Source organism: Candidatus Nitronauta litoralis (assembly GCA_015698285.1).
GTDB lineage: Bacteria > Nitrospinota > Nitrospinia > Nitrospinales > Nitrospinaceae > Nitronauta > Nitronauta litoralis.
Genome location: CP048685.1, coordinates 603750 through 616398, shown reverse-complemented (window position 1 = coordinate 616398; position 12649 = coordinate 603750). Strand labels below are relative to the sequence as shown.

The following is a 12649-nucleotide window of genomic DNA, read 5'->3' as shown; positions in this document are numbered from 1 at the left end:
CCAGGAAACGAAAGGTCTTGTTTAGGTATTTCAAAAGATCTTTATATTGGTTCCATAAGATACCTGAATAAGTTTTTTGTACTTTACTCCGGAATAATTTCCGGTCCGGGGCGGATCTGTTTTTGAACGGATTCGCCCCACTTCCATTACCACTTTGAACCGGGGTTTCCCGGGGAGCGGCCATTGATCACGCCGCCAGAAAAAAAAAGACAGGATTCCGAGCTTTTTCTCCGCATAAAAACACTGATGGTGTTGCGGATGATTTTCCTCACCGGGTTCGTGATCCTGCTCATCACCTTTGAGCAAAACGCGGTTCGTCCAACCCCCGTTGTTCCTGTCAGTATTGTCCTCTGTACAGCCTATTTTTTTGCTTTAAGTTATGCCTTACTGTTCCGTATCGGAATGAGTCTGGGCGATCTTGCCTGGATACAAGTGGTTGGAGACCTGCTTGTCGTGGGCGGGCTCATTTTCACCACAGGTGGGATCGATAGCCCTCTTTCCTTCCTGTTTATTTTTGTTGTTATTGAAACCAGCGTTATTCTTCCAAGGTCCGCGTGTTACAAAGCTGCGGCGGGCGCCAGTATAATTTACGGCCTTTTGGTTGATCTGGAGTATTTTAACCTGATCCAGCCTGTATATTTTTTCCCAAAAACTGAAGTTTCCTACCAGGGTGCCTACCTTTTTTACACAGTGGTGATGAACCTGGCGTCTTATTTTGGAGTGGCATTTTTAAGTAGTATTCTCACTCACCGCCTGCGTTTAATTAAAGAAGAGCTCGAAGCGAAAAATATCCAGATGGAAATTCTTGAAGCATTTCATCACCGGGTTATTCAACAAATGGGAAACGGGTTGATGACGACCGATTCCCAGGGCCGTATTACTTCCGCAAATACCGCGTTTGAAAAGATATGTGGAAACAGTGAGGAAGAATTGCAGAACCGGTTTTGTTATGATGTCCTCAATATTGATATGCTTCGGGAGTTTTTCCGGACAGCAAAAGAACAGACGCTTCCCTATCATATTGAAGGAGAATGCCGGGACCGTAATGGGGAGCCGCTTCGGCTAAGTGTAAAGATCAGCGGTCTCAGTCGATCGGATAGTGGGTATCAGGGTTACATCTGTGTATTTGAAGACCTGACCGAAATGAGAAAAATGGAAGAAAAAGTCATGCAATCCGAACAGTTGGCCGCCGTGGGCCGCTTTTCAGCCGGCCTGGCACACGAAATCCGCAATCCACTTGCCTCGCTCAGTGGTTCTATACAGTTCCTTAAAGAAGGCTTGGAACTGGATGGCACTCACCAGCGGTTGATGGATATTGTCCTCAACGAAACTGAGAGATTGAATGAAATTGTCAGTGGATTTTTAAACTTTTCTTTACCAAAGAAAAAGAATTTGGTGGTAGTGGACCTGACAAAGTTGCTTGAAGACTGCGTAATCCTTATGAAAAACAGCAACGAATACCATTCCTCAATTCAGATAAAATTAAAGCTTCCTCAGGACAGGGTGTTGATTGAAAGTGATGAGGAACAATTGAAGCAAATGATCTGGAATCTTTGTATCAATGGGATCCAGGCGATGGATGAAGAAGGCACTCTCACTATTTCCTTAAAAGAGGTGAAAGGATTTCAACACCCTATGTTCAATACCGTTCGGAAAGGACTTGTGCTCAGGGTTCAGGATGAAGGGCGTGGAATAGATGAAGAGGAAATCAATTTGATATTTGATCCCTTTTTTACTACAAGGGAAGAAGGCGTAGGGCTGGGGCTTGCGACCGTGAAAAAAATTGTGGAGCAACTGGGAGGGAAAATTGGACTTACCAGTCGAAAAGGGCAGGGCACGGTATTCGAAGTCTTTTTGCCACAGGAACGTTCGCTTATCAATACCACCAAACCAGACAAGGAAATGCGGCAAACAGCCGCTTCCTGATCCAATCAGATTTAAATGAAGCCAAAAAAAGAACCGTTGGTTATAAAAGAAGAGGAAGAGCTGGCTATTTGTACCTGCGGTCAAAGCGGGCATTGGCCTCTTTGTGATGCTTCGCACCACAGTCTGGGCGGGGCAGGTCCCGAACTAATTTCTCTGGATAAAGAGAAAACCTACTTGTTGTGCCAGTGCCATCGCACTAAAAACCCTCCTTATTGCGATGGATCCCACAACTCAATGTAAACACTTTTTCCGAAGTGGCAAAATGGTAAAAATTTTTTTTTCAGGGTTGATAACTTTTCTTTCGTTTGTTTTCTTTTTATCCGGATGTGTTTCAATAAAAACATCCAAAGAATATTTCACGACGATGGTCGAAGTTCCTGCCGGTCTTTTTTCGATGGGAGCGATAATCGATAACCCAAATGAATGGGGAGATACGGACGAAGAACCGGTGCACGAGGTTTATCTCGATAGGTTTTACATTGATAAATTTGAAGCGACTGCTGGCGAGTTCTCCCGGTTTTTAAATGATAACCCTCATTATGCCCAGGCGTTTATCGAGACCGGGCCTGCGGTGACCATTGAACTGAAAGACGGGGTTTACAAACCCCGTGAAGGTCTGGAAAGGTATCCTGCAAACCGGATCTCCTGGTATGGTGCTGACGCCTATTGCCGTTGGATGGGCAAGCGTCTGCCCACGGAAGCAGAATGGGAAAAGGCCGCTCGCGGTTCTGATGGAAGGACGTTTCCCTGGGGGAACAAACATCCCGACAACACATTGGCTACCTATCGCCGCCCGTTTGCCAAGCATGGATTCCAAGCCATGGAACCGGTTGATTCCATGCCGCAGGGAGCTTCTCCATACGGCGCCCATCATATGGCGGGGAATATTTGGGAATGGGTCAGCGACTGGTACGAAGATATTTATTACGAACACTCGCCTGAGAAAAATCCTCAAGGACCCGAGACTGGCGATCACAAGGTGATGCGTGGAGGGAACTGGTATTACAAGGCCTACTACATGCGCACGACTTACCGGTTCAACGATCCTCCTGAAACATTCAAAGTCTGGCAGGGGGTCCGCTGTGCAAAATCAGCAGGAGATTGAGCCCCTTCAGAAGCCAATTCTGTTTTAAAAAAAATTCCTCAAGACTTTGGGTGAGCAAGCCGTAATCTGAGGTTTCCCTCAAAACATTGGCGTACGCCCAGAAGCACCACGGTGGAGCAGGAAATCCCGGCGGTTCCGGCGATCATGTAGACAATCGCAATCTGGAATTTCACCGCTTCCAGCGGAGATCCTCCTGCAATTAAAAAACCGGTCATGATTCCAGGTAAGTGGACCAACCCGATGGTTTTCATCGAATCGATGGTGGGAATCAACGCGGTTTTCACAGCCTGTCTGGCTGCCTCCTCTCCCGCCTGGCGGGAATTGCCGCCAAGTGCCAGTAATAATTCGATCCGTTTTCGTTGATGTTCCAGTTCGCCAAGCAAACGGTTCATTCCAAGTGAGGTAGCATTCATTGCATTGCCAATGATCATGCCTCCAATAGGAATGACATAGTGTGCTTCATTCCGGATAACACCCGTTGCGTAAAGGACCAGAAAGGTAACTATTGATCCCAGGCCGATTCCCAAAAATGCTATTCCTTTGGCGTTGGGTATCGCACGGCCACGGTTCCCACTTATAATCGCAGCCACACCTGTCATGAATAACAAGACCAGGAAAAACCATTGTGGTTTTTCAAGCGCAAACACCCATTTCAATAAAAAACCCATCAAAATCAACTGGGCTGTTGCGCGTAGAGAACTTAAAAACAAATCGCGTTCAATGCCAAGCTTATTGGAATAGGACAAGCCGATGGTTAGGGCGACAAGCGCGTACACCCATAGAAGAACTTCAAATCCCACTTGATTCTCCTTCTCCGTTTAACCGACCTTCAAAAAAACGCATCAGTGTTTCGCTGGTTTGATCCGCGATCAATTCCTTAATCGGTCCATTCGCGATCACTTTACCTTCAAGCAGGATAAGTGTCCGGGTATTCAACCGCAGAGCCTGCTCAACATTGTGTGTGACCATCACGATGGTTCTATTCATTTCACGATGAATTTTTTGAATCAGTTTCTCAATGGTGAATACCGCACTTGGATCCAGGGCCGAGGTCGGCTCATCAAGCAATAACACTTCCGGATGATTTGCCAGGGTTTGTGCAAACGACACGCGTTGTTTCTCTCCAACTGAAAGTGTTTCTGCATCTCGGAGCAGCACTTCCTGGTCGAGTCCCACATTCGTAGCTAATTGCTCCAGGTCATTTTTGGAAACCACTTCGCCTCTCAAGGCTGGACCCTTGGCAATATTATCTTGAACAGTCCCGCGGAATAAAGTCGGAGTTTGAAACACCATGCCAATACGACGTCGCAGGTTGGACACGTCGAACTGGTCAACGTTGGTTCCTTGAAATTCGATTGTTCCTGTATTCAGGGGTTGGAATCGATTTAAACAGCGTAGCAATGTTGATTTCCCGGCACCGGAGGGTCCCAGTACCAGCAACATGTCTCCGACCTTTAATTCAAATGATATGGAACTTAGAATGGACCTGCCCTGTACAACCGAGAGATTATTTACATTTAACAATGAGGCCATGAGCGACCGGCTGGGTCAGGAATCTTTTTTAAGGAGTGAAACAGAAGGAAAAAATCAGTTGCCAGCATAATGAAACATACGCTCCACGCAGGCGAGAGCACGTTTCTGTACTGGAGCTTCTATATGAATGATGCTTTCGGGCAGCGGATTCTCAAGAGTGCTGGCAATGTGAGTCAGACAATTCGATTTCATGTATCGGCACATTGTGCAGGTACCGACAAATTGTTTTTCAGGAAACTCCGTTTGCAGGATTCCTGTGAGTCCACACTCAGTCAATAGGAAAAATGAGTCCTTTTCCGACTGCCGGACATGCTCCATCATGCCTGTTGTGCTGCCGACATAATCTGCTTTTCCCACAACAGGCGGTGTGCATTCAGGATGGACCAGGATTTCGACTCCCTCATTGTTCTGCCGGATAAAATCAATGGACCCTGGTTCATACTCCTCATGGACATAACAGGTGCCGTCATAAAAATCGACCTGCTTGGACGATCCTTTTTCTTTTAAATATTCGATGACATTCTGCGCCATCAATTTGTCCGGGAGGAAATATATTTTATCGTTCTCTATCGCTTCGACAATTTTATAGACATTGGACGAGGTGACGCACACGTCACATTCTGCTTTGACTTCTGCCGTTGTGTTGATGTAGCAAACAAATGTATGGTCAGGAAATTCACGTCGCAATTGCTTCACGATACCTGCATTGACGCTGTCGGCAAGGGAACAGCCCCCATTGGGGTTTGGATCCAGCACCGTCTTATCAGGGTTCAGAACTTTTGCTGTTTCCGCCATGAAGCGGACCGCAACGAACACGATCATATCCGCATCTGATCCCCGCGCCTTTTTGGAAAGGCCGTAGGAATCACCCGTGTAATCGGCAACACTGAACAAGACTTCCGGCGCGACATAATTGTGTGCCAGAATAATCGCGTTCTTTTCCTGCTTGAGGCGTTCTATTTTTTCGATGTAGGGGAGCATGCGGGCGCAATGCTCCACGGTAAATTCACAAAGGGGACTGCCGACGCGGTAATGCCGCAGCTTTTCGTAGAGGGATTCTGCCGTGACTGTCATGACTCATCCGGGAGGCCATTGCATAGCCCGCCCCGCCAGTAAATGAAAATGAATATGGAACACCGATTGCCCTGCTCCTGCCCCGCAATTGACTACCAAACGAAATCCGGATTTATCAAAACCGTTTTCCCGTGCAAGCTTTCCTGCCAACTCGGGCACCTGACTCATCACTTCCCGGTCCTGCTCTTCCAGATCCAACAGAGTGGGGATGTGGCGTTTAGGAATGATGAGCAGATGGGTTGGTGCCTGGGGATTAACATCCTTGATGACGAATAAACCCTCGTCCTCAAAAACTTTTTTCGAGGGAATTTCACCCTTATCAATTTTGCAGAAAATGCAGTCTGTCATGTTCCTGGTTTTTCAAAAGTAAAAAATCTATTTGCTTATCCCTTTTATCCCGGGGATAACGAGGGCATAACAAAACGTTTTTTGTTTTCCATCCGCCCGGGATTTAACGGAAGAAGGAGTCGCGGTCATAAGGTTGTTGCAGGTCGAGGTTGTTCAGGTAATTGCGAATTTCCTTCTTATAGGAAATGAACGGGTCAAGCATCAAAAAAGGTTCCTCTTTGTTAAGCCGGAAACCAATCCAGTCTATCAAGTAGCCCGTCTGGCTCTGTGCAAGTGTTTTGACCAGTTCGCCACGACCATCGGCCCGGGTGCCTTTAGGTGCTGTGCTCTTGGCATGTTCGACCGCAGAGTCCGTGGTCCTTCGCCAAGCATCGCCTGTTTCCTCTAATCCCCAGTATAAACCTTTTTGACGGTTCAGGTTGTGGTATTCCAGGTCCAGACTTTTGACCCAGGGGTCCTGCCAGGAAAGGTCCTGCGCTTTCATGAATTCCGTCAGCATCCAGTATTTACTGGCCCAGTCGACCCGTCCCAGCAAAGCTTCCGGACCTTTGGGGATGTCTTCCAACACCGACTCCCAGGCTTCGATCACCCAATCTGTATCGGTAGAACTACCAGTGAGATGTTCCTTTGCGCATTTCAACATTTCCCATTGCAATTCCAATGCAGTCGATTTTTTGCCGTCCCGAAGTGTGATTTCCCATTTAAATTCAGGGTCACGCGAAATGTCCCGCATAGTTGAAACAGAATCTGCCAGGATCCAGTCCGGGTTGGCGACACCCATTTCGATCAGTTCCATCAACACAGCAGTCGATCCCATTTTAAGAGCGGTGGCGAATTCACTCATATTGGAGTCACCTACCAGCAGGTGAATTCGACGGTACTTGCTTGGGTCGGAAAGGGGTTCATCACGCGTATTGACGATAGCGCGGTTGTACTGGACCCACCGATAAAACTCGTTGGGAATATGGTCGGCACGTTGGGAAATCTGGAAATCGACTTCCTCCTGATCCTTGCGTTGAGGGCTTACCTCGTCCCAGTCGCGAAAGGGTTGGGGGTTGCAGGCGCCCGTTCGTCCGGCTCCGGCGTAAATCTGCCGTGTGACCAGAAAGGAAGCCAGCATACGCAGATTTTCACGGTTATCGAACTGGAATGCACGGCTGACCAGATAGTTTTCGTGGCAACCGAAGGTCGCATTGGTTTCAAGGTCGACATTATTTTTGATAATCGATACCTGATCGCTCCACCCCATTTCCTCGACAGCGTCCTGCACCACCATATCGCCGGCACGATCATAGGTGACAAGATCCATTAGATTGGAGCATTCCGGAGACGCGTATTCGAGGTGGCCCATGTCGAGATAGACCCGACCGCCGTTTATCAGAAACCCGCCATTTCCCGGGGGTTCGTCGTTGGCGCGATAGTGCAGGTCCAGCACACCGGTCTTTTTTTCAAAAATGTGATTCTTGACACGCACTGCCACATCAACAGAACCGTACTTGAAGTCCTCTCCTTTTATTAAAAGGCCGTATTCTGTTTCGATACCGTAAATTCTTTTTTTCATGACAGGCAGGCCATTTTAAGTTTTTCGATTTCATCAGGAGAAAGAGAACGATAGAGGGCCCGGCGTTCAGTATCAGTAGATAGGACGGCCGCCTCCAGTGTCCATTTTTCGAATGCTTCCTTTAAAGTCAGGGCTGGATCGTCCGACTCCTCATCGGCAATATCCTTCTTGGCTTCCTCCCAGATGCGACAGGCTTTCAGAAGTGCATCATCTAGTGAAAGCGAGGTAAAATCTGTTGATTCTATTTTTTCTTCGAGGGCATCTGATAGCTGGGTATCTCCCGCGATCACGGCACCTTTTTTAAAGGTTTCCCAATGTCCATCGTAGTTGACTCGAAAGAACGAGGCCTGGTTGTTGAAATCAATTTCCATTAAAAGAAGTTGAATCAGATAGGGAGCGCGTACGACTTCTTCAAAATTCTGTTTGAGTGACGGGGCAATACCGAATTGGAGAAGCCGGGCGATCGTCACATCTTTTTCTGATCGGTTGAAACCTTCCAGGTGAGCCATATCGAGCAGGGTCATGCGCAGCCGTTCGACATCTGCGGGATGTCCCAATCCCCCGAGGGCGATGCGGTCATAGAGTTCAAAAATCTTTCCAGGTTGCGGCGAAAAGCCCAGCATAAGGGTGCCGTACTGATAAGGCACCGCAATGACCGGCTGTCCCTTTTTCAGCTTTTCCTGGACGTAACTGTGTCTGGTTGAAATGGCCTCCAGCCAGCGAAATGGTTCTTCAAACATAATTGTCTCTTGATTTAAGTGCGCTGAATAGCCTGTTGGAAAAGCGACGCCACTTCTTCTTCGGGAAGGAAGCGATAACCCTTGGCCGTAATACAGGCGATGATGGGGAAAATGTTGTCGTCCGGCCGGGCTTGCCCGGTTGCGGAATCAAATCGCCCTGCTGTTTGCAACAGGCGGATTGCCAATAGCGATGCTTCTTCCTGGGAACGCTGGTTCAGAGGATTCTGACCCCAAAGATCTTCGTGCTCCAAAACGCCGCGTATAACAGGTGAACCAGACCCTGTAGCTGTGTGAGTCCGAATTTCAAACTGTGCCCCAAGCAGATCGTAAAAATAAATCATCGGGGCATCACTTTTTAAATTGTAAGTGGCAAAAATGGGGCTCACCGCGCCAACACCCTGCATGGCCAACCCCATGTTGTCCTTAAGAAGACGCGACAAAGCACGGACTTTACCTTCTGTGGAAAGCGATTGTAACTGGGAACGTCGGTAATATTCAAAGTTGTGCGACAGCACGCGCGCCATTTCAAAGGCGGTAGCCGGTACCCCAGCGATTGCCATGAGCGAATAATCATCGATAGGGATGACCTTGTCGCAGCGTTCGTACATGATCGCGTTGCCTGCTGTGGCCCGTCGGTCACCTGCAACCAGAACGCCATCTTTATAGTGGAAGGCGAGTACAGTGGTGCCCTGGGTCAGACTGGCCTTGTCGATTGCCGGCATTCCAGTGGCATCCGGCCAGGCATAGCCTGAACGATTGAGAAGATCTATGAAATCACCCTGCTGCTGATTTTCCGGGTTCAATAGGTTCATTGACCCGTGCGCTGCTTGTATTTTTCAGATTGCTTTGGGTCGACTTTCTTCATTCGTTTGAGGAGATCATCCCGACCCGGGCGGGATACATCCGGACGACTGGGTCCGGCATCCTTATGATCTGGTGAAGGATCCTTTTTCTCCTCACGGCGAAGCGGATCGCTCATTTCAATTGATTGAATCGTCATGCTAACTGCTCCTTGCGTGATTGCAGTTCAAGTTCCACGTCATTTTGCGTGATGATGTCCGTCAAGTCCAGCACTTCTCCATCGATTAATTCTATGCCGGTCCAGTGAACTTTACGTATTCTATCTTTATATAATTGTACCATTTGTCCGCGGATTGCGGCACGGGTATCCTCCGGCGGGCAATTGATGGCGCTTTCCACCCGATCCCGGGGAATCAGATTTGTTATTCCTTCCTGCGTTTGCAACGCAGTATACAGGCCACGTTCCGGGTCCAGGTTGTGGTATTCCAGGTCCAGGCTTTGCATTACGGGATCATCCCAGCTTATATTTTCGGACGCCATGAAGTCACGGAACAGGCTGCGCTTAATGGCCCAGTCTATTCGGTCGTCCAACTGGTCCGGGTCTTTTTCAAGATCATCTAAAGTACGCGTCCATTCGCGTACGACCCATTCGTATTCAACGTGTTCGTTTTCATCCTCTCCGGGTGGGTGTTCTGCAACCTGTTCAAGATAAGCTCGCTGGATTTCGATTGGTGTAATTGTGCCGGATTGTTTTCTATTGAGCAGCACTTTCCCCGAAAGATCCCGAGAAACTGTTCGGCAGTCGTTTACCGGGTTTTTAAGTTCCGGAAAATCTTTCAATTTTTCTTCCCCGATCAGGCGGAGCACCTGGCGGGTAGAGCCTACTTTAAGCGCGGTTGCATAGGAAGACATGTTGGCATCTCCCAGTATAAGATGAAGCCTGCGGTAGAGAGAGGAGTTTGCATGAGGCTCGTCGCGTGTGTTGATGATAGGCCGTTTGGTCATCGTTTCAATGTTCATGATCGCTTCCATGAAATCGGAACGTTGAGCAAGCTGCAATCCAGTGAACCCGTCAGCATGAGCCCCTTCAGCTCCAATCTTGCCGGCCCCTGCGTAAAGCTGGCGAGTCACAAGAAAAGCCAGCAGAGCATTGGCCCAGGTTTCAAATGGAAGCGAACGTTGGATGAGGTAATTGTCGTGGGTGCCGTAACTGTGCCCACTGTAGTCGGTATTGTTTTTGAACACCTGTAAACCGTCAGTTCCAATTTCTTCGTTTCTCAACCGGACACAATCTCGGACAATGTCTTCGCCAGCCATATCGTGAGCTACAAGATCAAACAGGCTGGCACATTCGGGTGTTCCGTATTCAGGGTGCGTGTGGTCGTTGTAGAAGCGGGCACCGTTAGTCAGGACCCGGTCGCTTTTCATATCGAGGTAGGTGTAGGGACGCTTGCGGTCTTCCTCGCAGAACTCATCCTCTTCTTCATCCTGCGCGAGACGGTCCACCGTGAAGCCACGCATGTCGAGGTGCGTTCGCTCTTTGCGGTAATCCCACTTTTGGAAAACTCCCGGTTGCTTGCAGACTCGCAGCAACTCCATCGATTCTTCAACAGGATCAGAAGTCTCGAGGTCCTCGCGGATAATGCCGTACTCGGTTTCAATACCAAGCAGTGGAACTTGCTGACTCATATAATGGAACGACGCATGGTCTTGTGTGTGGCTTGATCAGAGTCATCCGGTCGCCGAACGCGGGCCACATGTTTCGGATCGAAGTCGAGTAATTGGAGCCAGTCCTCCATGTTGGAGTCGGCCGGCAGGACACTGTTGTCCTTGAATTCGACCCGGAGGGCATCTGTCAGGTCATCGACTTTGATTTTCAGGTCTTCTCCCTTGATCGCACGTTCGATAGCGGTTTCCTTGGCGCGGCTGACTATGCCCTCAAGGATGGCACCGGAAATAAAGTCTTTCCAATAGAGCTTTTTGAAATCACCGCTTCGAAGCGTCAGGACCAGGGCAACCTGTTCTGATTTACGGGCGAACAGCTTATCGAGGAACGGTCCTGTAACGTTTTCGAGGCTGTCTTCCAGTGGAAGGTTTGGTTTCAGATAAACTTTCAGGATTGCTTCACAGTCATCGCGATTGGGACGACTGACTTTTATTTTTTTATCAATACGGCCCGGTCGCAAAATGGCGGGGTCGATGAGGTCAGGCCGGTTGGTGGCGAGAATCACGACCATGTCGCGCACGGATTGAATGCCGTCCATTTCTGCGCAGAACATCGGCACCAGCGTGTTTGAAATATTGTGTCCGCGCCAGGCCTGCCGGGTGCCGAGTACCGATTCGGCTTCGTCGATAAAAATGAAGGGGAACTGTCCTTTTTCTTTATAGTCCCGAGCTTTCTGGAAGACCTCCCGTACCTTGCGTTCGGATTCTCCGAGCCACATGTTGAGAATTTCCGGACCTTTCACGTGGATGAATCGGCCTTCGAGTTCTCTGCCGTTTTCTTCCTCACCCATTTCACCTTTCAGTTTTTCGATGATGTCTGAAAGGATGGCTTTGCCGATGAGGGTTTTGCCGCAGCCGGGAGGGCCATAAAAAAGGAAACCCTTTGGCATTTTGTATTCCATCTTCTTTAAAATTTCTGAGTGGAGGATGGGGTATTCGATGACTTTGCGGACTTCTTCAACAACGTGCTCCTGTCCGCCAACCTGGCTCCAGGTAACGGGGACGAAATCGTCATCGATCGCGTTTTTGGATTTGCGTTTTGGAAGTCGGGCGACCATCACTTTTTGCGTGGGATCGAGGATAACTTCATCGCCTTCGCGCAAGCCTTCCGTATCAAAATCGTCAGCTGGCTTGACCATGCTCTCGGCGTTGCCGGTGCCACCTGCGATCATCCATTGGCCATCGGCTAATCGCGATGCGATACGCCCGACGGGTCCCATCTCCGGCTTCGGCAGTTTCTGGATGGCGACAAATGCTTCATTGACTGCAACAATATCCCCTACTTTAAGAGGGCCTTCTTCCAGAATTTCCGGGGATGCTGCCGCCTGGTATTCAGTGCCGCCTACATTGAGACGATATAAATCGTCGAGACCTTCTCCAATGATCGTGCCGATACGATGTGCGGGTTGTTTGAGTTTCTGGATGGTTTCTTCCAGTGTTCGAATCTTCAGCGCATATTGCTGGGCTGTCTGCTGGGCTTGCAACAAGGCATCGCGTAAGTCAAAAACCTTTTGCTGCAGTTCCGGTTGATCCGTGGTTTCTTCCAGAATCTGATCAATCAGTTCTGTTATGTGGCTGGGGTCTCCCATTGTGGCTCCGTCAGGTCTTGACGAGTTCCCTTTTCTTTATGGAAAGGGAACTCAATCTACAATCGTATAAATTTATTATGTTGGAAAAACTGAGTATTTCAACCCTTTTCGCGCATTCGGGTGACAGTGGTTAAAACGATGGTTTTTTTACCAGTGCAAGCGCACGGCAAGTCTTGCCCTTTACGACGATAAGTCTATAATATTCTATACGTTTCCAGGAAATTATACAAAATCTCGTAAGAATTTC

General features: G+C 48.7%; 13 protein-coding genes. 3 read left to right on the top strand and 10 right to left on the bottom strand.

Annotation, left to right across the window (positions count from 1 at the left end):
- Nucleotides 1-183 precede the first annotated feature (183 nt).
- The 3 genes from G3M70_02795 to G3M70_02785 are packed head-to-tail and all read left to right on the top strand — an operon-like array spanning nucleotide 184 to nucleotide 3031.
- Nucleotides 184-1926, top strand: coding sequence for a PAS domain S-box protein (locus G3M70_02795; protein ID QPJ60870.1), 1743 nt, complete (start codon nucleotides 184-186; stop codon nucleotides 1924-1926).
- Between the two features lie 15 nt (nucleotides 1927-1941).
- A complete protein-coding gene (locus tag G3M70_02790; GenBank protein QPJ63688.1) occupies nucleotides 1942-2166 on the top strand; it encodes a CDGSH iron-sulfur domain-containing protein in 225 nt (74 codons plus the stop codon).
- A gap of 22 nt (nucleotides 2167-2188) precedes the next feature.
- Entirely contained in the window at nucleotides 2189-3031 is an 843-nt protein-coding gene (locus G3M70_02785; GenBank protein QPJ60869.1) for a formylglycine-generating enzyme family protein, read from the top strand.
- Nucleotides 3032-3069: 38 nt separating this feature from the next.
- Here the strand turns inward: G3M70_02785 and fetB are convergent, their stop codons facing one another.
- From fetB to G3M70_02735, 10 genes are all read right to left on the bottom strand, one after another.
- On the bottom strand, nucleotides 3070-3831 hold the full coding sequence (fetB, locus tag G3M70_02780) for an iron export ABC transporter permease subunit FetB (GenBank protein QPJ60868.1): 762 nt from the start codon (nucleotides 3829-3831) through the stop codon (nucleotides 3070-3072).
- Nucleotides 3821-4564, bottom strand: a complete 744-nt coding sequence (locus tag G3M70_02775) for a phosphate ABC transporter ATP-binding protein (GenBank protein ID QPJ60867.1) — start codon at nucleotides 4562-4564, stop codon at nucleotides 3821-3823. The genes fetB and G3M70_02775 overlap by 11 nt, the downstream gene beginning before the upstream one ends.
- A 54-nt stretch (nucleotides 4565-4618) precedes the next feature.
- Nucleotides 4619-5545 (bottom strand): quinolinate synthase NadA, encoded by a 927-nt coding sequence (gene nadA / locus G3M70_02770; GenBank protein ID QPJ63687.1) that lies wholly within the window; start codon nucleotides 5543-5545, stop codon nucleotides 4619-4621.
- Between the two features lie 96 nt (nucleotides 5546-5641).
- The gene (locus tag G3M70_02765) at nucleotides 5642-5986 is read right to left on the bottom strand and encodes a histidine triad nucleotide-binding protein (GenBank protein ID QPJ60866.1); all 345 of its coding nucleotides are present in this window, start codon (nucleotides 5984-5986) and stop codon (nucleotides 5642-5644) included.
- A 103-nt stretch (nucleotides 5987-6089) separates the two neighbouring features.
- Nucleotides 6090-7547 carry a proteasome accessory factor PafA2 family protein gene (locus G3M70_02760; protein QPJ60865.1) on the bottom strand — a complete coding sequence of 486 codons (1458 nt, stop codon included), beginning with the start codon at nucleotides 7545-7547 and terminating at the stop codon, nucleotides 6090-6092.
- The gene (locus tag G3M70_02755) at nucleotides 7544-8287 is read right to left on the bottom strand and encodes a proteasome subunit alpha (protein QPJ60864.1); all 744 of its coding nucleotides are present in this window, start codon (nucleotides 8285-8287) and stop codon (nucleotides 7544-7546) included. Before G3M70_02755 ends, G3M70_02760 begins: the two co-directional genes overlap by 4 nt.
- A 14-nt stretch (nucleotides 8288-8301) precedes the next feature.
- A complete protein-coding gene (locus G3M70_02750; protein QPJ60863.1) occupies nucleotides 8302-9099 on the bottom strand; it encodes a proteasome subunit alpha in 798 nt (265 codons plus the stop codon).
- Nucleotides 9096-9272 carry a ubiquitin-like protein UBact gene (locus G3M70_02745; GenBank protein QPJ63686.1) on the bottom strand — a complete coding sequence of 59 codons (177 nt, stop codon included), beginning with the start codon at nucleotides 9270-9272 and terminating at the stop codon, nucleotides 9096-9098. Before G3M70_02745 ends, G3M70_02750 begins: the two co-directional genes overlap by 4 nt.
- Nucleotides 9273-9283: 11 nt before the next feature.
- Entirely contained in the window at nucleotides 9284-10777 is a 1494-nt protein-coding gene (locus tag G3M70_02740) for a proteasome accessory factor PafA2 family protein (GenBank protein ID QPJ60862.1), read from the bottom strand.
- Nucleotides 10774-12402 carry an AAA family ATPase gene (locus tag G3M70_02735; protein ID QPJ60861.1) on the bottom strand — a complete coding sequence of 543 codons (1629 nt, stop codon included), beginning with the start codon at nucleotides 12400-12402 and terminating at the stop codon, nucleotides 10774-10776. Before G3M70_02735 ends, G3M70_02740 begins: the two co-directional genes overlap by 4 nt.
- Nucleotides 12403-12649: the final 247 nt, after the last annotated feature.

Bases quoted from the DNA above. Each gene is read 5' to 3' on its own strand.
- nadA (QPJ63687.1), bottom strand. From the start codon at position 5,545: ATGCTCCCCTACATCGAAAAAATAGAACGCCTCAAGCAGGAAAAGAAC.
- G3M70_02750 (QPJ60863.1), bottom strand. From the start codon at position 9,099: ATGAACCTATTGAACCCGGAAAATCAGCAGCAGGGTGATTTCATAGAT.
- G3M70_02785 (QPJ60869.1), top strand. From the start codon at position 2,189: ATGGTAAAAATTTTTTTTTCAGGGTTGATAACTTTTCTTTCGTTTGTT.
- G3M70_02775 (QPJ60867.1), bottom strand. From the start codon at position 4,564: ATGGCCTCATTGTTAAATGTAAATAATCTCTCGGTTGTACAGGGCAGG.
- G3M70_02740 (QPJ60862.1), bottom strand. From the start codon at position 10,777: ATGAGTCAGCAAGTTCCACTGCTTGGTATTGAAACCGAGTACGGCATT.
- G3M70_02765 (QPJ60866.1), bottom strand. From the start codon at position 5,986: ATGACAGACTGCATTTTCTGCAAAATTGATAAGGGTGAAATTCCCTCG.
- G3M70_02790 (QPJ63688.1), top strand. From the start codon at position 1,942: ATGAAGCCAAAAAAAGAACCGTTGGTTATAAAAGAAGAGGAAGAGCTG.
- G3M70_02735 (QPJ60861.1), bottom strand. From the start codon at position 12,402: ATGGGAGACCCCAGCCACATAACAGAACTGATTGATCAGATTCTGGAA.
- G3M70_02760 (QPJ60865.1), bottom strand. From the start codon at position 7,547: ATGAAAAAAAGAATTTACGGTATCGAAACAGAATACGGCCTTTTAATA.
- G3M70_02755 (QPJ60864.1), bottom strand. From the start codon at position 8,287: ATGTTTGAAGAACCATTTCGCTGGCTGGAGGCCATTTCAACCAGACAC.